Origin of the sequence: Actinomadura sp. GTD37, from assembly GCF_041951365.1 — a bacterium.
GTDB lineage: Bacteria > Actinomycetota > Actinomycetes > Streptosporangiales > Streptosporangiaceae > Spirillospora.
The window spans coordinates 2,825,756-2,845,366 of the sequence record NZ_JBGNUS010000001.1 but is presented as its reverse complement, the minus strand read 5'-3'; the positions used below and the strand labels follow the sequence as shown (position 1 = coordinate 2,845,366).

Sequence of the window (19,611 nt, the reverse complement as noted above, 5' to 3'; positions counted from 1 at the left end):
AGCCGGGTCGGTACAGGTCGCTCACTGCGTGCCTCCGAATCGTTGTGCGGTCGTCAGGAGACGGGGCCCTCGGAGGGCACCTGGGTGGCGCTGAGCACCACGTGGTCGACCAACCCGTAGTCCTTGGCCTCGTCGGCGGTGAACCAGCGGTCGCGGTCGGAGTCGCGCTCGATCTGGTCGAGCGACTGGCCGGTGTGTTCGGCGATCTTCTCGGCGAGCGTCTTCTTGACGTACAGCATCTGCTCGGCCTGGATCTTGATGTCGGAGGCCGTGCCGCCGATGCCGCCGGACGGCTGGTGCATCATGATCCGCGCGTGCGGCAGCGCGTAGCGCTTGCCGGTGGTGCCGGCGCACAGCAGGAACTGGCCCATCGACGCGGCGAGCCCCATGCCCACCGTGACGATGTCGTTCGGGACGTACTTCATGATGTCGTAGATCGCCATGCCGGCGGTGACGGAGCCGCCTGGCGAGTTGATGTAGAGCGTGATGTCGCGCCGGCCGTCCTCGGCCGACAGCAGCAGGAGCTCGGCGCAGATGCGGTTGGCGATGTCGTCGTCGACCTGCTGGCCGAGGAAGACGATGCGCTCGCGCAGCAGCCGCTGGAACAGCTGGTCGCCCAGGGGCGACAGGGGCGCCTCGGCGACCCGCGCCTGGATCCGCGACGACTCGTCGAAAGTCGGAGGCATGCTCACCGGGTGTTCCTCCGGTCCTTTTAATCGGTTCGGATGATTGGACATTAACGCGCCACAGGACCCGCTTAAGCCCGGGGGGCCGCCTTTTCGCCAGGGGCGTACCCGCGCGTCGCCGGACCCCCGCCCGCGTTCCGGACGATCCTCGCCAACGGGACGCCGTGCCGGACGCCGCGCGGGGACGTCCACCTCATCCCCCGGTTCGCACCGCCCATACGCGGCGGGCCGTCCGGAAGGGGTCACCCGGGGCCGTCCGGGACGGGCGACCCGCGCCCGCCCGGCCCCGCGCATACGACACGCCCCGCACCCGGTGTACGGATGCGGGGCGTGTGCGCGACGCGCGGGAGAGCGCCTTAGGCGTCCTTGTCCTTCGCGTCCTTCTCGTCCTTCGCCTCGGCGGCGGGGGCCTCCTCAGCGGCGGCCTCAGCCGTCTCCGCGGGGGTCTCCCCGGCCTCGGCGGCGTCCTCGGCCGTCTCGGCGGCGTCGTCGGTGCTCTCGGCCGTCTCGGCCGTCTCGGCCTGGACGGTCTCGCCCGTGTCGCCGTTCAGCTCGCGCTGGACGGCCTCGACGTCGATCTCGTTGCCCGACTCGTCCTTGACGGTGACGTGCTCGACGACGAGGTTCAGCGCCTTGCTGCGCAGCACCTCCGAGACGATCGCCGGAAGCTGGTTGTTCTGCGTCAGGTACTCGGCGAGCTGCTGCGGCTGCACGCCCATCTGCATCGCCTGCGTGACGACGTACTCGCTGAGCTCCTCGTTCTCGACGCCCAGCTCCTCCTGGACGGCGAGCTGGTCGAGGACGAACCCGCCCTTGACCGCGAGGCGGGCCGCGTCGGCGACCTCGGTGTCGAACTCCTCGGCGGACTTCTCCTCGTCCTTGAGGTAGTCCTCCTTGGTCATGCCGGCCATCTGGAGCTGCTGCTCCAGCTGCTGGTTGCGGCGGCCGATCTCCTCTTCCACGACCTTCTCGGGAAGCGGGATGTCGACCTTCTCCAGCAGCGCCTCGAGGGCCTTGTCGCGCGCCTCGGACAGCTGCTGCAGCTTCACCTGGCGGCCGAGCCGGGTCCGGACGTCGTCGCGCAGCTCGTCGATGGTGTCGAACTCGCTGGCGAGCTGGGCGAACTCGTCGTCCAGGTCGGGCAGGTTCTTGATCTTGACGCTCTGCACGGTGACGGTGATCTCGGCGTCCTCGCCGGCGTGCTCGCCGCCGACCAGGGCCCCGGTGAACGTCTTGTCCTCGCCGGCGGCGAGGCCGACCAGCGCCTCGTCGAGCCCCTCGACGGCCGAGCCGCTGCCGACCTCGTAGGAGTAGCCGGTGGTGGAGGCGTCCTCGATCTCCTCGCCGTCGATCCGGGCGACGAGGTCGATGGAGGCGAAGTCGCCCTCCTCGGCCGCGCGCTCGGCGTTGGTGAGGGAGGCGAACCGCTCGCGGAGGTTGCCGATGGTCTCCTCGACCTGCTCGTCGGTGACCTCGGCGTCGTCGACCACGACCTCCAGGCCGTCGTACTCGGGCACCTCGAACTTCGGCCGGATGTCGACCTCGGCGGTGAAGGCGAACTGGGTGCCGTCGTCCAGCTCGGTCACCTCGACGTCGGGCTGCCCGAGGACGAAGATCTCGGACTCCTCGACGGCGCGCCCGTACAGCTCGGGAAGCGCGTCGTTGACGGCCTCCTGCAGGACCGCACCCCGGCCGACGTACTTGTCGATCAGCGGGGCGGGGACCTTGCCGGGCCGGAAGCCCTTGATCCGCACCTGCTGCGAGATCTCCTTGTACGCCTTGTCGAGGTTCGGCTTGAGCTCGTCGAACGGAACCTCGACGGTGAGCTTGACCCGGGTGGGGGTCAGCTCCTCGACATCGGTCTTCACTGGGGTAGGTCTCCTTGATCGGGCGCTGTCTCGGCCGCGGCGTTCGACGCGTGCTCAACTCGAGGGGCGCGGGCACGCCGAAATACGGCTCCGCGCCTTCGCGCGTCAAGTGTATGGGGTCGCGGCCCCGGCTGCGGCCACCGGCCGCGCACCGGGCCTCCGAATCCGCGTCAACGATGCCGCACAGGCAGTGACAGAAGTGACCGGAAGGCCCATACTCGTCCGGGATGAACGGGATAGCCGCGGCCTCCAGTGCGACCGCTCTCTACTACCTCGGGTTCGCCGTCTTCAAACTGGCGGCGGACCGGATGCCCGCCGTCCGGGGCAACCGCATCCTGAACATGATCTGGGTGATCGTCAGCAACTGGATCTTCCTGATCGCGCTCGGAATCGTGCTCGGCGGGCTCAGCCTGCAGATCCTGGCGCTGCGGAACCTGCCGCTGTCCCAGGCCGTGCCGATCTTCATGTCCGGCATGGTGCCGCTGCTGCTGATCGCGCTGGTGTTCTTCGGGGAGCGCCTCACCGCGCGCGAGTGGCTGAGCCTGGTGCTGATCGGCGCGGCGATCCTGCTGCTCACCGCCTCGCTCAGCGGGGACGAGCCGATCGGCACCGCCGACGCGCCGCTGTGGAAGCTCGCCGTCGTGGTCGCCCCGGCGATCGCGGTGCCGGTGCTGATCCTCGTCCTCGGCGACTACCGGCCGGACGGCCGGCACGCGCGCCCCGTCACCGGCATCGCCTACGGGCTCAGCGCCGGCTTCCCGGTCGGCACCGCCGAACTGGCGATCAAGGGGTGGAGCGACGACCCGCACGCCACGAGCCTGGAGATCATCGCGACGCCGTGGCCGTACCTGACGGTGCTGGCGGCCGGCATCGGGTTCGGGATCATGGTGATGGCGTTCCAGCGCTGCCGGGTGTCGATCGTGGCGACGGTCATGACGGTGGCCGCCAAGTCGTACCTGCTGACCATGGGCACGTTCCTGTACGGGGAGCCGTGGCCGCAGGACGCGGCGCACTCTGCGATGCGGCTCGGCGCGCTGGCGCTGGGCGCGGTGGCCGTCGTGCAGTTCCCCAAGCACCGTCCGGTCGAGGAGGAGCCGCAGGAACCGTCCCGCGAGGACGACGCGTACGCCGCGCAGGACCCGTTCGGCGGTTCGGCGTTCGGCGGGCCCGCGCTGGGCGGGCCGCGGCTCGGGCAGGTCCACGGCGCGCCGGTGCCGCCGCAGCGGTCCCCCTACGCGCAGGACCCGCTCGGCCAGGGCCCGTACAACCCACCGGAGGGGTACGCGCCACGCGAGGACGCGCCGCCGCGCCGTCCCGTCCGGCCGCAGAACCCCACCGAGACGGGGGCGGACGGGCGATGGCGCGGGTTCGGCGACTGAGTCCGGGCGGCGAGTCCCGATAGAGCGGTCCCCGGCCTCCGCTGAGGCCGGGGACCGCTCTCTCTCAGCGGCCCTTGCGGCCGCCGCCGGGGAGGCCCTTGTCGAGGCCGGCCCGGCGGAGGGCGTCCGCCATGGCGCCGCCGCCGCCCTGCCCGCCGCCCTGGCCGCCTCCGGCCTGACCGCCGCCGCGCTGGCCGCCCCTGGCCTGACCGCCGCCTCCCTGCCCGCTGCCTCCCTGGCCACTGCCTCCCTGGCCACCGCGGGGCTGGCCGCCGCCGCGCCGGCCCTGGCCGCCGCGGTCGGGACGCCCGCCGCCGCCCTGCTTGCCTTCGCCCTGCCCGCCGCCCTGCCGACCACCGCCCTGGCGACCGCCGCCCTGCCGGCCGCCCTCGGGCCTGCCGCCGCCCTGCCTGCCCGCGCCGGGCTCGTCGTCCAGGCGCAGGGTCAGCGAGATGCGCTTGCGCTGCAGGTCGACGTCCAGCACCTTCACGCGGACGATGTCGCCGGGCTTGACGACATCGCGCGGGTCCTCGACGAACTTGTCGGACATGGCGGAGATGTGGACGAGACCGTCCTGGTGGACGCCGACGTCCACGAACGCGCCGAACGCGGCGGCGTTCGTGACGACGCCCTCCAGGAGCATCCCGGGTTCGAGGTCGGCGAGCTTGTCGACGCCCTCCTTGAACGTGGCGGTCTTGAACGCCGGGCGCGGGTCGCGGCCGGGCTTCTCCAGCTCGGCGAGGATGTTGCCGACGGTCGGCAGCCCGAAGGTGTCGTCGACGAACCGCTCCGGCTTCAGCGAGCGCAGCACGGCGGTGTTGCCGACGAGGCCCTTGACGTCGCCGCCGGCGGCGTCCAGGATCCGGCGGACGACCGGGTAGGACTCGGGGTGCACGCTGGAGGCGTCCAGCGGGTCGTCCCCGCCGGGGACGCGCAGGAAGCCCGCGCACTGCTCGAACGCCTTCGGGCCGAGGCGCGGGACGTCCTTCAGCCCGCGGCGCCCGCGGAACGGGCCGTTGGCGTCGCGGTGCGCGACGATGTTCTCCGCGAGGCCCTCGCCGATGCCGGACACGCGGGTGAGCAGCGGCGCGGACGCGGTGTTGACGTCCACGCCGACGGCGTTCACGCAGTCCTCGACGACGGCGTCCAGGGAGCGGGACAGCTTCACCTCGGAGATGTCGTGCTGGTACTGGCCGACGCCGATCGACTTGGGGTCGATCTTGACCAGCTCCGCGAGCGGGTCCTGGAGGCGGCGGGCGATGGACACGGCGCCGCGCAGCGAGACGTCCATGCCGGGCAGCTCGCGGCCCGCGTACTCCGACGCCGAGTACACCGACGCGCCCGCCTCCGACACCATGATCTTGGTCAGCCCGAGGTCGGGGTGCCGGGCCATCAGGTCGGCGGCGAGCTTGTCGGTCTCGCGGGACGCGGTGCCGTTGCCGATCGAGACGAGGTCGACCTTGTGCGCGCGGGCGAGCCCGGCGAGGGTCTCGATCGACTCGTCCCACTTCCGGCGCGGCTCGTGGGGGTAGATCGTGTCGGTGGCGACGACCTTGCCCGTGGCGTCCACGACGGCGACCTTGACGCCGGTGCGCAGGCCCGGGTCGAGGCCCATGGTGGCGCGGGTGCCGGCGGGCGCGGCGAGCAGCAGGTCGCGCAGGTTGGCGGCGAACACGCGGACCGCCTCGTCCTCGGCCTCCTGCCGCAGCCGGGTGCGCAGGTCGATGCCGAGGTGGACGAGGATCCGGGTGCGCCAGGCCCAGCGGACGGCGTCCGACAGCCACTTGTCGCCCGGACGCCCCTGGTCGGTGATCTGGAACCGGCGCGCGATCTCCGCCTCGTACGAGCTGCGCGCGGCGGAGTCGTCGGCCTGCTCGGGCTCCAGGTCGAGGTCGAGGACCTCTTCCTTCTCTCCCCGGAACAGCGCGAGGACGCGGTGCGAGGGCAGCTTGGCGAACGGCTCGGCGAACGCGAAGTAGTCGGCGAACTTGGCGCCGCTCTCCTCCTTGCCCTCCCGGACCCGGGAGAGCATGCGGCCCTGGTTCCACATGCGCTCGCGCAGCGCGCCGATGAGGTCGGCGTCCTCGGCGAAGCGCTCGACGAGGATGGCGCGGGCGCCCTCCAGCGCGGCGGTCGCGTCCGCGACGCCCTTCTCGGCGTCCACGTAGGCGGCGGCCTCGGCCTGCGGGTCGCGGGACGGGTCGTCCAGCAGCAGCCCGGCGAGCGGTTCGAGGCCGGCCTCGCGGGCGATCTGCGCCTTGGTGCGCCGCTTCGGCTTGTACGGGAGGTAGATGTCCTCCAGCCGCGCCTTGGAGTCGGCGGCCGTGATCTGGGCCTTGAGCTCGTCCGTGAGCTTGCCCTGCGACTCGACCGACTCCAGGATGGCGGCGCGCCGCTCGTCCAGCTCGCGCAGGTAGCGCAGGCGCTCCTCCAGCGCGCGGAGCTGCGCGTCGTCGAGCGTGCCGGTCGCCTCCTTGCGGTATCGGGCGATGAACGGGACGGTCGCCCCGCCGTCGAGCAGGTCCACCGCGACCCGCACCTGCCCCTCGCGGACGCCGATCTCCTCGGCGATGCGCTGGGTGATGGACGGCGTGGGCGGCCCGTTCTGGCCGGCGGACGTCTGGCTGAAGGTCGCTGTCACAGCTTGGATTCGCTTTCTCCCCTGGGTGTCGCCTGTGCATTGTCCAGGGAAAGGGGCCGGTTGTCTTGTCACCGCTGGAATGACGGACCGGCCGGGGGGACCGGCCGTCCCGCTCACTGCGCCAGCAGGGTAGGGCTAACTCCCCCATGATCCGCCCGGATCGGGGGCTTAGCACCACTGGGGCGCTGGGCGTCCGGCGACACAATGGTGGAACCGGGAGCCCGCACTGCTGGCTCCCCAGGACATCGGGACCCCTTGGAGGACGGGTGGACGGCAGGAATCCCCTCATCGGCCGGCTGGGCGGGCTCGCCCGCGCGACGTTCCTCAACGTCGTCCGCGCGGCGGCCCAGATCGTCCTGGCCTACGCGGTGAACCTCCCGCTGTTCATCCTGGCCGTACTGTCGATCGCGTTCATCCCGCTGGGCGTCGGGGTCGTGCTGGCGCCGCCGGTGCTGCTGGCGATCCGGGCGGTGGCGAACCTGCAGCGGACCCTGGCCGCGGACTGGCACGACGTGCCGATCCCGGTGCCGTACCGGCCGGAACCGGCCGGGGCGTCCGGTCCGGTCGGGCGGCTGAGGTGGGTGCTCGGCGACCCGGCGACCTGGCGGGACCTGCTGTGGTCGCTGCTGAACGTGCCGGTCGCGCTCGTCCTCGGGGTGCTGGCCGGGGGCCTGACCGTGTACGGGCTGGAGGGCGTGTTCGTGGCGTGGTGGGTCGCGCTGCTGACGGACTACGGCTGGGGCCCGTTCTGGATGATCGACGACTACGGCGCGGCCGGGTTCGCGGGGACGGTCGGCGGCGGCGCCCTGCTCCTGGTGCTCTCGCTCCCGGCGGCCGGGGCGATCCTGAAGGCGCACGCGCTGTTCGGGCGGTCGCTGCTGGCGCCGACGCGGTCCGCGCTGGCCGAGCGGGTGCGGCGGCTCACCGAGACGCGGTCGGAGACCGTGGACGCCTCGGCCGCCGAGCTGCGCCGCATCGAGCGGGACCTGCACGACGGCGCGCAGGCGCGGCTGGTGGCGCTGAGCATGAACATCGGGCTCGCCGAGGAGATGATGAAGCACGACCCGGAGACGGCGCGGAAGCTGCTGGCCGAGGCCCGGCAGGCGAGCGGGTCGGCGCTCACGGAGCTGCGCGACCTGGTGCGGGGCATCCATCCGCCGGTGCTGGCCGAGCGCGGGCTGGACGGGGCCGTGCGCGCCCTGGCGCTGACCCTGCCGCTGCCGGTGGACGTGCACGTCGAGCTGCCGGGGCGGGCCGAGGCGCCGGTGGAGTCCGCGGCCTACTTCGCGGTGGCGGAGATGCTCGCCAACGTCGTCAAGCACTCCGCCGCGCGGCGGGCCTGGATCCAGATCGAGCACTCCGGCGGCCGGCTGCTCATGATCGTCGGGGACGACGGGGCGGGCGGCGCCGACCCCGCGGCGGGCGGCGGCATGCGCGGCATCGAGCGCAGGCTGGCCGCCTTCGATGGGACGATGGCGGTGACGAGCCCGCCCGGCGGGCCGACCGTCGTGACCCTGGAGCTGCCGTGCGCGTTGTCATCGCCGAAGATCTCGCCCTCCTCCGGGACGGGCTGATCCGCCTGCTGGAGGCGTTCGGTCTCGAGGTCGCGGAGGCCGTCGACAACGGGCCGTCGCTGCTGCGGGCGCTGACCGCGCACCGGCCGGACGTCGCGGTGGTGGACGTGCGGCTCCCGCCGACGTTCACCGACGAGGGGCTGAGGGCGGCGCTGGAGGCGCGCAAGGAGATCCCGGGCCTGCCGGTGCTGGTGCTGTCGCAGCACGTGGAGCAGCTGTACGCGCGGGAGCTGCTGTCGGGCGGCGGCGGCGGCATCGGCTACCTGCTGAAGGACCGGGTGTCGGACGTCAAGGTCTTCGTGGACTCGGTGCGCCGGGTCGCGGACGGCGGCACCGCCCTCGACCCGGACGTGGTGTCGCAGCTGCTCACCCGGCACGCCCGCGAGGAGCCGCTGCAGCGGCTGACCCCCCGCGAGCGCGAGGTGCTCGGGCTGATGGCGGAGGGCCGCTCGAACGCGGCGATCGCCGGGCAGCTGTTCGTCACCGAGAAGGCGATCAGCAAGCACACCAACAGCATCTTCGGCAAGCTCGGGCTGCCGCAGTCCGAGGACGACAACCGGCGGGTGCTGGCCGTCCTCGCCTATCTCGGCGCCTGATCACTGCGCCCAGGGCGGGACGATGCGCTCGTCCCCCTGCGGCGCGATCTCGCACTTGGCCGCGTCCACGACCGCGTCGGGGTCGTAGGCGAGGCAGCCGGCGTGGGCGGCGACGACGGCGGCGAACCCGGAGTCGCCGGCCGTCATCTGCCGGGGCAGGCCGGCGGGCAGGACGACGGTGTCGCCGGGGCCGGCCGCCAGCTCGCGTCCGTCCAGGTCGACGGTGGCGGCGCCGTCGAGGAACGTCCACACCTGCTCGGTGTCGAAGGCGTGCAGCGGGCCGGTCCTGCCGGGCGTCATGTCGACGCGCCAGACGGCGATGCCCTCCGTCCCTCCCTGGGTCGGTGTCGCGAAGGTGGTCATGACGCCGTTGGGCGTCTCGGTGCGGCGGCTCGCGGCGGCGCGGACGAGTGTCATCGGTTCCCCGATCCCCTAAGTTGGACAATGTGGTTGTCCATATAGTCAACGAGGTTGTCTTTCATGTCAAGCGATCCCCCGGGCTTCGAGCTGCCGCTGCGCTTCTTCCTGGCCTTCCGCGTGATCATCGACGAGGTGCACGCCGAGCTGGCCCGGGAGGGGCATCCCGACCTGCGCCCGATGCACGGGTTCGTCTTCCAGGCCATCGGGCCGCACGGCACGACGGCCGTGGAGCTCGGCCGCCGGCTCGGGGTGTCCAAGCAGGCCGCGGGCAAGATGGTCGAGTCGCTGGAGCGGGCCGGCTACGTCGAGCGCGGCGCCGATCCCCGGGACGCCCGGCGCAAGATCGTCCGGCTGACCGCGCGCGGGACGGACTCGCTCGCCCGGTCCGCGCGGATCTTCGACCGGATCCGGGGCGACTGGGCCCGCGCGCTCGGCGCGGACCGCCTCGGCGCCCTGGAGGACGACCTGCGCCGGATGACGCCCGCCGAGCCGTGGCGGCTCGACATGCCCGGCTGGTTCGGCACCGGCTGAGGATTTTTCCGCGGCCGGCGACCGTAGGAGTCCAGGCAGCCGCTTAGACCACTCGCGCGCGGGTCCGCGGGCTCGCCGCGGGCCCTTGAACGCGCCGTGCGGCCCGGTTACCATCCTCCCAATTCTTAGGAAACTTTCCTAAGAATTGAGCGGGGATTCCTGTTTGATTCGGGGGCCGGACCGAACGGAGAATCATGTCAAGACCGGGCGGACGGCGGGCGATCGCGCTCGCCGGCGCAGCGACACTGGCGGCGGCCACCGCCCTGCTCACGGCGCCCCCGGCGTCGTCGGCGGGGACCGTCACCGCCACCTGCAAGAAGGGCTCCGACTGGGGCACCGGCTTCGACGGAAGCTGCACCATCACCAACGGGACCGGTTCCGCCGTCAACGGCTGGAAACTCGAAGCGGACATGCCGTCCGGGACGTCCGTCGGCAACGTGTGGGACGCGGCGAAGACCGTCTCCGGCAACCACTACACCTTCACCAACACGGGCTGGAACGGCACGATCGCCGCCGGCGCCAGCACGAGCTTCGGGTTCGGCGGCAGCGGCTCCGGCTGGTTCACCGGCTGCACGGTCAACGGCGCGTCCTGCGACGGCTCGGGCACGCCCGGCGACGACGCGGAGGCCCCCGCGGCCCCGTCCGGCCTCCGGTCCACCGGCAAGACCGCGACGAGCGTGTCCCTGGCCTGGAACGCGGCGACCGACAACGTGGGCGTCACCGGCTACGACGTCTACAACGGCGGCGCCAAGGCCGCCTCCACGACCGGCACCGGCGCGACCATCGGCGGGCTGTCGGCGAAGACCGCCTACACCTTCACCGTCAAGGCGCGCGACGCCGCCGGGAACACCTCCCCCGCGTCGGCCTCCGTGTCGGTCACCACCGACGAGAGCGGCGGCGGCAGCGGCGGGGACAAGGTCGTCGGCTACTTCGCCGAGTGGGGCGTCTACCAGCGGAACTACCACGTCAAGAACATCGAGACGAGCGGCTCCGCCGACAAGCTGACCCACATCAACTACGCGTTCGGCAACGTCCAGGGCGGCAAGTGCGCCATCGGCGACGGCTACGCCGACTACGAGAAGGCCTACACCGCCGACCAGAGCGTCGACGGCGTCGCCGACACCTGGGACCAGCCGCTGCGCGGCAGCTTCAACCAGCTCCGCAAGCTGAAGAAGCTGCACCCGAACCTGAAGGTCATCTGGTCGTTCGGCGGCTGGACGTGGTCCGGCGGCTTCGGCCAGGCCGCGCAGAACCCGGCCGCGTTCGCCGAGTCCTGCTACAACCTGGTCGAGGACCCGCGCTGGGCGGACGTCTTCGACGGCATCGACATCGACTGGGAGTACCCGAACGCCTGCGGCCTCACCTGCGACACCAGCGGGCCGGACGCGTTCGAGAAGCTGATGTCCGCACTCCGGACCAAGTTCGGGTCGGGCAACCTCGTGACGGCCGCGATCACCGCCGACGCCGGCTCCGGCGGCAAGATCGACGCGACCGACTACGCGGGCGCGGCCCAGTACGCCGACTGGCTCAACCCGATGACGTACGACTTCTTCGGCGCCTGGGCGGCGCAGGGACCGACGGCCCCGCACTCGCCGCTCACGTCCTACCCGGGCATCCCGCAGGCCGGGTTCAACAGCGCCGACGCCATCGCCAAGCTCAAGGCCAAGGGCGTCCCGGCGAGCAAGCTGCTGCTCGGCATCGGCTTCTACGGGCGCGGCTGGACGGGCGTCACCCAGTCCGAGCCCGGCGGCACCGCCACCGGCGCCGCGCCCGGCACCTACGAGGCCGGCATCGAGGACTACAAGGTCCTCAAGGGCAAGTGCCCCGCCACCGGCACCGTCGCCGGAACCGCCTACGCCAAGTGCGGCGGCGAATGGTGGAGCTACGACACCCCGTCCACCATCGGCGGGAAGATGGCCTACGCCAAGGACGAGGGCCTGGCCGGCGCCTTCTTCTGGGAACTCAGCGGCGACACCGCGAACGGCGAACTGATCGGCGCCATGCGCGGCGGTCTCGGCTGAGGACGCTGAGCGGTCTCGGCCGAGCTGTTCGCAGAAGGGGTACTCCCAGCCCCTCGGACGGCCGAGACATCGGGCCCCTGACCTAACGGACGCCGGTCAGGGGCCCGCCCCTTTCCCGAGTCACGCGAGTCTCCCGAGTCACGTGAGCGACTGCCCGCCGTCCACCGTGAGGACCTCGCCGCTCATGTAGCGTTGGCCATCAGGAACAGCGCCGCGGAGGCGGCCTCCACGGCCGTCGCGAACCGGCTCCACCCGCGGTCCCGCGGGGCCGGGCGGCGCGTCGTGGCGTCCAGCGAGGCGGGCTCCGCCAAGCCGGACGCCGGGATCTTCCGGACGGCCTGCGCGGGCCTCGGCGTCCTCCCGGACGAGGCCGCCTACGTCGGCGACCGGCTCGTCACCGACGCCCAGGGCGCCGTGGCGGCGGGCCTGGCCGGCATCTGGCTCGACCGCTCCGGCGGCCCCGTCCCTGAGGACCTGGCCGTCCCGCGCATCACGACGCTGGAGGCCCTCCCCCGGCTGCTCGGGGAGCGCTGACCCGCGCAGGCCGCCACGCCGGTCATTCGGTCTGGAGCACCGCCTCGATCTCCAGGACGAGCTCCACCCTCTGGCCCAGCCCGAGTCCGTTACCGCCCGGGATCCTGGTGGTGTCGCCGACGCCGAACTCCAGCCGGTCGATCTCGCCGGTCGCCGTGAACCCGGCCCGGGCGCCCTTGAACGGGTCGTCCTGCCGGAACGGGTCCGGCCCGAAGCCGCCCACCTCCAGCTTCAGCGGGATCCGCCTGGTGAGGCCGCGCAGCGTCAGCTCGCCGTCCAGGACGTAGTCGTCGCCGTCGCGCCGCAGTCCCGCGGAGCGGTAGGTCATGGCCGGGTACTTCGCGACGTCCAGGAAGTCGGCGGACCGGACGTGCTCGTCGCGCTGGGCGTTGCCGGTGTCGATCGAGGACAGGTCGACGGTCGCGGTGACCGAGGAGTCGAGCGGGTCGTCGCCGGTGACGATCGTCCCCTCGAACGTCCCGAAGCGGCCGCGGACCTTGCTCACCATCAGATGCCTGATCGTGAAGCCGACGCCGGAGTGGGCCGGGTCGATCGCCCAGGTGCCCGCGATGTAGCCGGGGATCTCGACAAGTTCGGCCGTCATGCTGTCTCCTTGGGTTATGAATGGTAAGGCGGTTCCGATCGGTAACCGCCTCCATCGTGCGGAGACCCGCGAGGTCAGCACAAGAAGGCACTTTTTTCTGCGTCGGTCACCTGGAGATAACCATGGAGCACACCGCGGTGAACTGCCGGGCCCGCGAGATCCTCGACCGGGTCGGCGACAAGTGGTCGCTGCAGGTGATCTCGCTGCTCGGCGAACGCACCAAGCGGTTCACCGAGCTCAAACGCGAGATCGACGGCATCAGCCAGCGGATGCTCACCGTCACGCTGCGCGGCCTGGAACGCGACGGCATCGTCACGCGCACCGTCTACCCGGTCGTCCCGCCGCGCGTGGAGTACTCCCTCACCCCCATGGGCGCCACCCTGATGGACGCGGCCAACACCCTTGTCCTCTGGGCGGAGTCCCATCTGGCCGAGATCGACGCCGCGCGGGCCGACTACGACACCCGGGCCGCCGAGCAGGAGCCACTCAAGACCTCCTGAGCGCGCAAATCCGGGTGCCGCCGCGCCGGGGGCGGAGGTACTGTGGGCGGCGATGGTCATTCACGAGGTGGGACGGCGAGCTAGCCGCGCCGAGCTGGGGGACGAGCAGTCGTGCCCGGCCCGGCTCGGCGGTGTGCGCCGTCATCCCATCGACCTCGTGAGGCCGTCCCATGCGTTCGACTGACATCCGCTCGACCTTTCTGGACTTCTTCCAGGAGCGCGACCACCGCGTCGTGACCTCCAGCCCGCTGGTCCCGTCCGATCCGACGCTTCTGCTGACCAACGCGGGCATGAACCAGTTCAAGCCGTACTTCCTCGGCGAGACCGCGCCGGACCATTCCCGCGCGGTCTCCGTGCAGAAGTGCGCGCGCACGTCCGACATCGAGAACGTGGGCCGCACCACGCGACACGCGACGTTCTTCGAAATGCTCGGGAACTTCTCCTTCGGCGACTACTTCAAGGCGGAGGCGATCGCCTGGGCGTGGGAGCTGTTCACCCGCCATTACAACCTCGCCCCCGAACGCCTGTGGGTCACCGTCTACCTGGACGACGACGAGGCCGTGCGTCTCTGGCGGCGCGTCGGCGTCCCCCCGTCCCGGATCCAGCGACTGGGCATGGACGACAACTACTGGTCGATGGGCGTGCCCGGCCCGTGCGGGCCGTCCTCCGAAATCCACTACGACCGCGGCCCCTCGTTCGGCCGTGAGGGCGGCCCCGCCGTGGACGGCGAGCGCTACCAGGAACTGTGGAACCTCGTGTTCATGCAGAACCTCCGCGGCGCGGGCTCCGGAAAGGCCGGATACCCGATCCTCGGCGAACTGCCCGCACGGAACATCGACACCGGACTCGGCCTCGACCGCCTCGCCGCGATATTGCAGGACGTCGACACCGTATGCGAAACGGACCTGCTCTCCCCCACGTTCCGGCTCGTCCAGGAAATGGCGGGCCGCGCCTATCCCGGACGCGACGGAAGCGACGACTCGACGTCGTTCCGGGTCCTCGCGGACCATTCCCGGTCGATCGCGTTCCTCATCGCCGACGGCGTCATGCCCGCGCGCGACGGCCGCGGCTACGTGCTGCGCCGGCTGATGCGCCGCGCCGTCCGGCACGCGCGCCGGCTCGGCATCGACCGGGCGCTGCCCGACCTGACGTCCAGCGTGATCGGCACCCTAGGCGGAACGTGGCCCGGCCTCGCCGAGCACGCCGAGTTGATCCGGCAGGTCGTGACGGCCGAGGAGGAGGGCTTCGACCGCACCCTCCGCCAGGGCTCCCGCCTCCTCGACGCGGCGATCGGCCGCGCGACCTCGACCATCTCCGGCCGCACGGCGTTCGAACTGCACGACACCTACGGCTTCCCGATCGACCTGACCGTCGACGCGGCGCGCTCGGCGGGACTCGCCGTCGACGAGGACGCCTTCGCGGAACTCCTCGAAGACCAGCGCCGCCAGGCCCACCGCGCGGGCCGCGACAAGAAGGGCGACGCGGTGGCCCGCCAGGAGGTCTACCGCCGCATCACCGCCGAGCACGGCCGCACCGATTTCGTCGGCTACTCGTCCACGGCGGCGGAGACCACCGTCCTGGCGCTCCTCACCTCGCACGGCGAGGCGCGGAGCGCCCACGAGGGCGACGAGGTCGAACTGGTCCTCTCCCGCAGCCCGTTCTACGCGGAGTCCGGCGGCCAGGTCGGCGACACGGGCGAAGTGCGCACCGCCACCGCGCGGGCGCAGGTCCTGGACACCCGCCCCGGCCTGGACGGGCTGCACGTGCACACCGTCCGCATCCTGGACGGCGAACTCCACCCGGGCGACGAGGCTGAAGCAGTCGTCGACGCGTCCCGCCGGGACGCGACCGCACGCTCCCACAGCGCCACCCATGTCCTGCACGCGATGCTGCGCCGCACCCTCGGTGAGCACGCGACCCAGCGCGGGTCGCGCGTCGAACCCGGACGCCTGCGCTTCGACTTCGCGCACCCCTCCCCGCTGGAGATCGCGCCCGTCCAGACCCTCGTCAACGACTACCTGCTCGACGACCCCGAAGTGCGCGTCTGGGAGGCGACCCGGACCGAGGCGGAAGAGGCCGGCGCGATGGCGCTGTTCGGCGAGAAGTACGACGACCACGTCCGCATCGTGGACATCGGCGACGCGTCCCGCGAACTGTGCGGCGGAACCCACGTCGGCCACGGCTCGCAGGCGGGCCCCGTCCACATCGTCGGCGAATCGTCCATCGGCACCGGCCTGCGCCGGATCGAGGCCCTCACGGGCGCCGACGCGCTCCGCCACTACGACCACCAGCGCCACCTCCTCGACGAACTCGCGGCACTGCTGAACGTCCACCCTGACCAGGCCCCGGACCGGCTGCGCCAGCGACTGGAGACACTCACGGCGACCCAGCGGCAACTGGAGACACTCCGCCGAGCAGAACTGAACGCGCACGCGCGCCGCCTCGCCGCCCAGGCCGAACCGGTCTCGGACGGCTGGCTGGTGGCGCAGGCAATCCCCGCCCTGACCAGCGCGGACCTCCGCACCATCGCGACCGGCGTCCTCGACCCGCGCGGCGTCGTCATCCTGGGCACCGAGTCCAACGGCAAGGCGGCCCTGATCGCGGCGGTGGGCGCGGACACCGGAATCCAGGCCCGCGACCTCTTGACCCACGCGGCCCGGGAGGTCGGCGGCGGGGCCGGCGGCAAGGGCCCGATAGCGAACGCGGGCGGCCCCCGCCCCGAGAACCTGCCGAAGGCGATCACCCTGGCCGCGACCCGGGCCCGCACACTCCTCGAAGGAGCGAACTGAGCCAGGACGACGACGGCCGGGCGCGGCGCGCCCGGCCGTCCCCTGTCGGGCTGGCGGGATTTGAACCCACGACCCCTGGCACCCAAAGCCAGTGCGCTACCAAACTGCGCTACAGCCCGCGGACGGGAGAAGTCTAGTCCCGATCAGGCCCCGCCCGCTGCGCCGAACCCGCATCCCACCCGGCCGCCACGCCCACCCCGGGAACCCTGTACGCTACGGGATGGCGACCGAGACCCCATGCGGGCTCCATGCGCACGCGGGCGTAGCTCAATGGTAGAGCCCCAGTCTTCCAAACTGGCTACGCGGGTTCGATTCCCGTCGCCCGCTCCCACCACGAAGGCCCAGGCAGAGACCATATTTCCCCGCCTGGGCCTTGATGTTTCCCATGATCGTTAACGCTTCCGTGCCCGTTGCGTGCCCGATCGTGTCTGCGTGCCCTTGTCACCCTTGTCACTGGCCCGAGCCACCTTGAACGCGTCACCGAGGGCCGCCGCGATCACTTTGTCCCGATCCTGGCTTGCGTGCTGATAAATCAGCGCCGCCCGCGTCGAGGCGTGACCCATCCTCGCCATCAGCTCTTTGAGACTGGCACCGGTCGAGGCCGCCAAGGTGTTGCCAACGTGCCGGAGGTCATGAAAGTGGAGGTCAGGCAGACCGACGTCAGCCCGGACCTTGTTCCAGATGCGCCGGAAGCCCGAGCGCCGGAGAGGCCCGCCCCGAGGACCGACGAAGACCCGCCCGTTCGGACCGTCCTCGGCGAACTCGTCCAAGTGCGCTTGCAGGTCCGGGATGATCTCCGGAGGAATCGACACCACGCGACGACCGGCCCGGGACTTGGGCGTGTCCTCCAGGAGCTGCCCGCCGTCCAGTTCGGCGAGCGAGCCGACCACTCGCACGATGCCCGCGTCCAAGTCCAGATGTGCGCGGCGCAGTGCCGCGAGTTCACCCCATCGCAGACTCGCGAACGTGCCGAGCAGGACGAGCGCCCGATACCGGTCCGGGATCTTGTCGAGGATCTCGACCACCTTCATGAGCGGGATCATCTGCCGCTCTGGCGTGTCCGGGACGCCGGCCCCCTTGATGCGGCACGGGTTCCGGCGGATCAGCTCATCGTCAACCGCCGTGCTCAGAATCGACTTGAGGAGCTGGTAAGCCTTTGCGACCGTCGACTGCCCGACCGCGCCGAGCCGTTCCTTGCGCCAGCGCCGGACGTCCGCCTCACGGATGTCGGCAAGGTTGTAGTTGCCGAAAGTTGGGATGAGGTGGTTGCGCAGCAGGCCGCGATACAGCCCCTCCGTACGAGGCTTGAGCACGCGATCGTCAATCCACTGTTTCGCGAAGACCTCGAAGGGGACGCGGCCCGCGTCGGGGTCGACCCACTCCCCCCGCGTGATCTCGGCCTCTTTGAGCACGAGCCAGCGGTCAGCCTCTTTCTTCGTCGCGAACGTGTTCGGCGCCGGACGCTCGATCCCGTCAGGGCCGAGGTATCGGGCTTGGAACCGTCCGGAGGGAAGTTGCCGGATGCGTCCGAAGCGACGCTTGCCAGCCATTACGCGGCCCTCCTGCTGTAGTAGCCCCGCAGGGTGACCGGCTCGACGAGACCGGCCGCGATGTACTCGCGGAGCGCGGATTCGGGGATGCGGACGAACCGTCCGACCTTGACGAAGCGGATGCGCCGTTCCTCCACCAGACGGCGAGGGAACCGCGGAGTCGTGTTGAGCACCTCGGCCGCTTGGGCGTAGGTCAGGAGCCGGTCATCGGGGTCGAAGGCCGCCGTCTGCTTACGCCTGTTGGTCACGCTGCCTCCGCAGTTGCCGAGAGTTCTGGGGTGGGGTTGTGGGTTGCGGCGTCGAGTTGGCGGCGCCGTTGTATGCGTTCGTTGATCAGGAGCAGGAGCCGTTGTTCGGCGGGTTTGACGTCGGGGTCGCCGGGGCCGGCTCTCTCCCAGACGTGGGCCGCTTGCGGGTCGGCGGGGTTCGACACGGGGACGCCAGCCTCTGCCAGGCGGGCGAGGACCCAGGCTTTGCGGTCGGCTTTGTGGTCGGCGAGGGTTTTGCCGGACCATTTGCGGGAGACCAGGACGCGGCGTCCGCCGTAGCCGAGGTGTTCGTGTCGGTGGGCTTTGCCCTTGCAGTAGCCGGGCGTCATGCCTTTGCGCGGGTTCTTGGGCTGGATGCCGTAGCGCAGCCAGTTCGCGCACGTGGGCGAGCACGGCTCATAGCGCAGCGTTTCGGCCATCCGGTCGACATGTTCACGCTGCGCGCTTGTCTCGGCGGTGTGGCATTCGGCCACGCCCTTGACGAGGTACTTGGTCAGGTAGCCGATGCAGCGCCGCGAGTCGGCCGAGTCGGCCAGGACGCCCTGTGCGTCGATCTGCCGCCCGAACTTCACCACGTGAAGCGGTTCGGCGTCTTCGTCATCGCCGAGGGCATCCAGGGCCTCATCCCAGGTGGGGAGCACTTCGCCGGTTGCCGGGTCGAGGTAGCCGCCGTTCTCGCCCGCGATCTCGTCCCAGACGGGGAGGTGTTCTCCGTCGAAGACGACGCGGTCGGTCGGGGGCCACCACACTTGGTGGTAGGTGGCCGCCACCACCTGCCGCAGCTCAGCGCGGGAGATGGTGCCGCGTATGGCCATGTGCAGGTGAGGCGCGAGGCGCCGTTGCGGTTCGACGGCGGCGAAGTACTGGACGTCATAGCCGACGAACCGGCGAAGGTTCTGCACGAACCGGTCGACCAGCTTGGAGAAGTGCAGGGCGTCACGGGCCGCCCGCGCGTAGTCGTAGGACTCGGGGTCGACCGGCGTACCGTCCGAGCGCACCCGCCCGTAGGAGTCCAGGGTGAGGGTGAGGAACAGCGAGGGCCGGAAGGTCTGGCCGTCCTTGCCGTGGAAGACCTTGCCGACCGTGCGGGAGTCGACCGGACGCCGGGGAAGGTCGGGCGCATCCTGCCTCCGACGGGTCGACCGAGTCCGCCGGCCTTTGCCCTCCTCTGTCTTGAGGGCACCGCGGACCCCGGTGCGTTCGAGTTCGTTGTCGAGGTCACGCACCACGGCATCCCAGAACGAGGCGTCTTCCCCGTCTGCCGTCCCGTCCTCGGCCGCGCGGTCACGGGCCGCCGCAGCTTGCGCCCGCAGTTCCATCCAGGCGCGTTGTTCCTCGTCGGGGTCGGCGCGGGTGATGACGGGCTCGGTGTCCAGGTGCCAGCCCTGGCGGCACTGCACGGCGCGGAGTTTGCGCTTGCGTTCAGCGCATGAGGGGCAGACCGAGGCCAGGGTGTGACCGCACGGGACGTAGACCATTTCGGTCGCGCCCGTGTGCAGGTTGACCCGCCGCATGGGGACGGGGCGGATGCAGACGCCGTGTTCGACCGCGACCGCTTCCAGCACACCCCGCGCCAGCGGAGCCAGCGTCTTGACCACCGGTTCCGGGCCGGGTTCAGGTGCGGAGGGTGGGGTGTCCTCGGAGGTGTC

Annotated in this window: 16 protein-coding genes and 2 tRNA genes; 9 read left to right on the top strand and 9 right to left on the bottom strand. The window is 71.4% G+C overall.

Annotated features, from left to right (window positions below; genetic code table 11):
- Positions 1-53 precede the first annotated feature (53 nt).
- Together ACA511_RS13925 and tig are read right to left on the bottom strand one after the other, a co-directional pair.
- A complete protein-coding gene (locus ACA511_RS13925) occupies positions 54-686 on the bottom strand; it encodes a ClpP family protease (RefSeq protein ID WP_375024736.1) in 633 nt (210 codons plus the stop codon).
- 356 nt (positions 687-1,042) lie between these two features.
- A complete protein-coding gene (gene tig / locus ACA511_RS13920; protein ID WP_375024618.1) occupies positions 1,043-2,554 on the bottom strand; it encodes a trigger factor in 1,512 nt (503 codons plus the stop codon).
- Between the two features lie 227 nt (positions 2,555-2,781).
- On the opposite strand from tig, the gene ACA511_RS13915 reads away from it, so the two are divergent.
- The gene (locus ACA511_RS13915) at positions 2,782-3,933 is read left to right on the top strand and encodes a hypothetical protein (RefSeq protein ID WP_375024617.1); all 1,152 of its coding nucleotides are present in this window, start codon (positions 2,782-2,784) and stop codon (positions 3,931-3,933) included.
- Positions 3,934-3,997: 64 nt separating this feature from the next.
- Here the strand turns inward: ACA511_RS13915 and ACA511_RS13910 are convergent, their stop codons facing one another.
- Complete coding sequence (locus ACA511_RS13910) at positions 3,998-6,574, bottom strand: Tex family protein (RefSeq protein WP_375024616.1); 2,577 nt, start codon at positions 6,572-6,574, stop codon at positions 3,998-4,000.
- Positions 6,575-6,840: 266 nt separating this feature from the next.
- On the opposite strand from ACA511_RS13910, the gene ACA511_RS13905 reads away from it, so the two are divergent.
- Both ACA511_RS13905 and ACA511_RS13900 read left to right on the top strand, forming a co-directional pair.
- On the top strand, positions 6,841-8,148 hold the full coding sequence (locus tag ACA511_RS13905) for a sensor histidine kinase (RefSeq protein WP_375024615.1): 1,308 nt from the start codon (positions 6,841-6,843) through the stop codon (positions 8,146-8,148).
- Positions 8,100-8,744, top strand: a complete 645-nt coding sequence (locus tag ACA511_RS13900; RefSeq protein WP_375024614.1) for a LuxR C-terminal-related transcriptional regulator — start codon at positions 8,100-8,102, stop codon at positions 8,742-8,744. Before ACA511_RS13905 ends, ACA511_RS13900 begins: the two co-directional genes overlap by 49 nt.
- On the opposite strand, the gene ACA511_RS13895 is transcribed toward ACA511_RS13900, so the two are convergent.
- The gene (locus ACA511_RS13895) at positions 8,745-9,161 is read right to left on the bottom strand and encodes a cupin domain-containing protein (RefSeq protein WP_375024613.1); all 417 of its coding nucleotides are present in this window, start codon (positions 9,159-9,161) and stop codon (positions 8,745-8,747) included.
- A 63-nt stretch (positions 9,162-9,224) separates the two neighbouring features.
- Between ACA511_RS13895 and ACA511_RS13890 the strand changes: the two genes are divergently transcribed.
- From ACA511_RS13890 to ACA511_RS13880, 3 genes are all read left to right on the top strand, one after another.
- Entirely contained in the window at positions 9,225-9,695 is a 471-nt protein-coding gene (locus ACA511_RS13890) for a MarR family winged helix-turn-helix transcriptional regulator (protein ID WP_375024612.1), read from the top strand.
- 194 nt (positions 9,696-9,889) lie between these two features.
- Entirely contained in the window at positions 9,890-11,716 is a 1,827-nt protein-coding gene (locus ACA511_RS13885; protein WP_375024611.1) for a glycosyl hydrolase family 18 protein, read from the top strand.
- A gap of 192 nt (positions 11,717-11,908) precedes the next feature.
- On the top strand, positions 11,909-12,250 hold the full coding sequence (locus tag ACA511_RS13880) for an HAD family hydrolase (RefSeq protein WP_375024610.1): 342 nt from the start codon (positions 11,909-11,911) through the stop codon (positions 12,248-12,250).
- Between the two features lie 22 nt (positions 12,251-12,272).
- On the opposite strand, the gene ACA511_RS13875 is transcribed toward ACA511_RS13880, so the two are convergent.
- Positions 12,273-12,854: a YceI family protein gene (locus ACA511_RS13875; protein ID WP_375024609.1), complete on the bottom strand. Its 582-nt coding sequence runs from the start codon at positions 12,852-12,854 to the stop codon at positions 12,273-12,275.
- Between the two features lie 122 nt (positions 12,855-12,976).
- On the opposite strand from ACA511_RS13875, the gene ACA511_RS13870 reads away from it, so the two are divergent.
- Entirely contained in the window at positions 12,977-13,354 is a 378-nt protein-coding gene (locus ACA511_RS13870) for a winged helix-turn-helix transcriptional regulator (protein ID WP_375024608.1), read from the top strand.
- A 170-nt stretch (positions 13,355-13,524) separates the two neighbouring features.
- Complete coding sequence (gene alaS, locus ACA511_RS13865) at positions 13,525-16,143, top strand: alanine--tRNA ligase (protein ID WP_375024607.1); 2,619 nt, start codon at positions 13,525-13,527, stop codon at positions 16,141-16,143.
- A gap of 45 nt (positions 16,144-16,188) precedes the next feature.
- Here the strand turns inward: alaS and ACA511_RS13860 are convergent.
- A tRNA-Pro gene (locus ACA511_RS13860) sits at positions 16,189-16,262 on the bottom strand.
- A 137-nt stretch (positions 16,263-16,399) separates the two neighbouring features.
- Here ACA511_RS13860 and ACA511_RS13855 point away from each other — a divergent pair.
- Positions 16,400-16,470: transfer RNA gene (locus ACA511_RS13855), tRNA-Gly, on the top strand.
- Between the two features lie 65 nt (positions 16,471-16,535).
- Here the strand turns inward: ACA511_RS13855 and ACA511_RS13850 are convergent.
- Genes ACA511_RS13850 through ACA511_RS13840 form a run of 3 tightly spaced genes read right to left on the bottom strand, consistent with a single transcriptional unit; the run spans position 16,536 to position 19,560 of the window.
- Positions 16,536-17,693, bottom strand: a complete 1,158-nt coding sequence (locus tag ACA511_RS13850; protein WP_375024606.1) for a tyrosine-type recombinase/integrase — start codon at positions 17,691-17,693, stop codon at positions 16,536-16,538.
- Positions 17,693-17,941 carry an excisionase family DNA-binding protein gene (locus ACA511_RS13845; protein ID WP_375024605.1) on the bottom strand — a complete coding sequence of 83 codons (249 nt, stop codon included), beginning with the start codon at positions 17,939-17,941 and terminating at the stop codon, positions 17,693-17,695. The genes ACA511_RS13850 and ACA511_RS13845 overlap by 1 nt, the downstream gene beginning before the upstream one ends.
- Positions 17,938-19,560 carry a replication initiator gene (locus ACA511_RS13840; protein ID WP_375024734.1) on the bottom strand — a complete coding sequence of 541 codons (1,623 nt, stop codon included), beginning with the start codon at positions 19,558-19,560 and terminating at the stop codon, positions 17,938-17,940. The genes ACA511_RS13845 and ACA511_RS13840 overlap by 4 nt, the downstream gene beginning before the upstream one ends.
- Between the last annotated feature and the right edge of the window lie 51 nt (positions 19,561-19,611).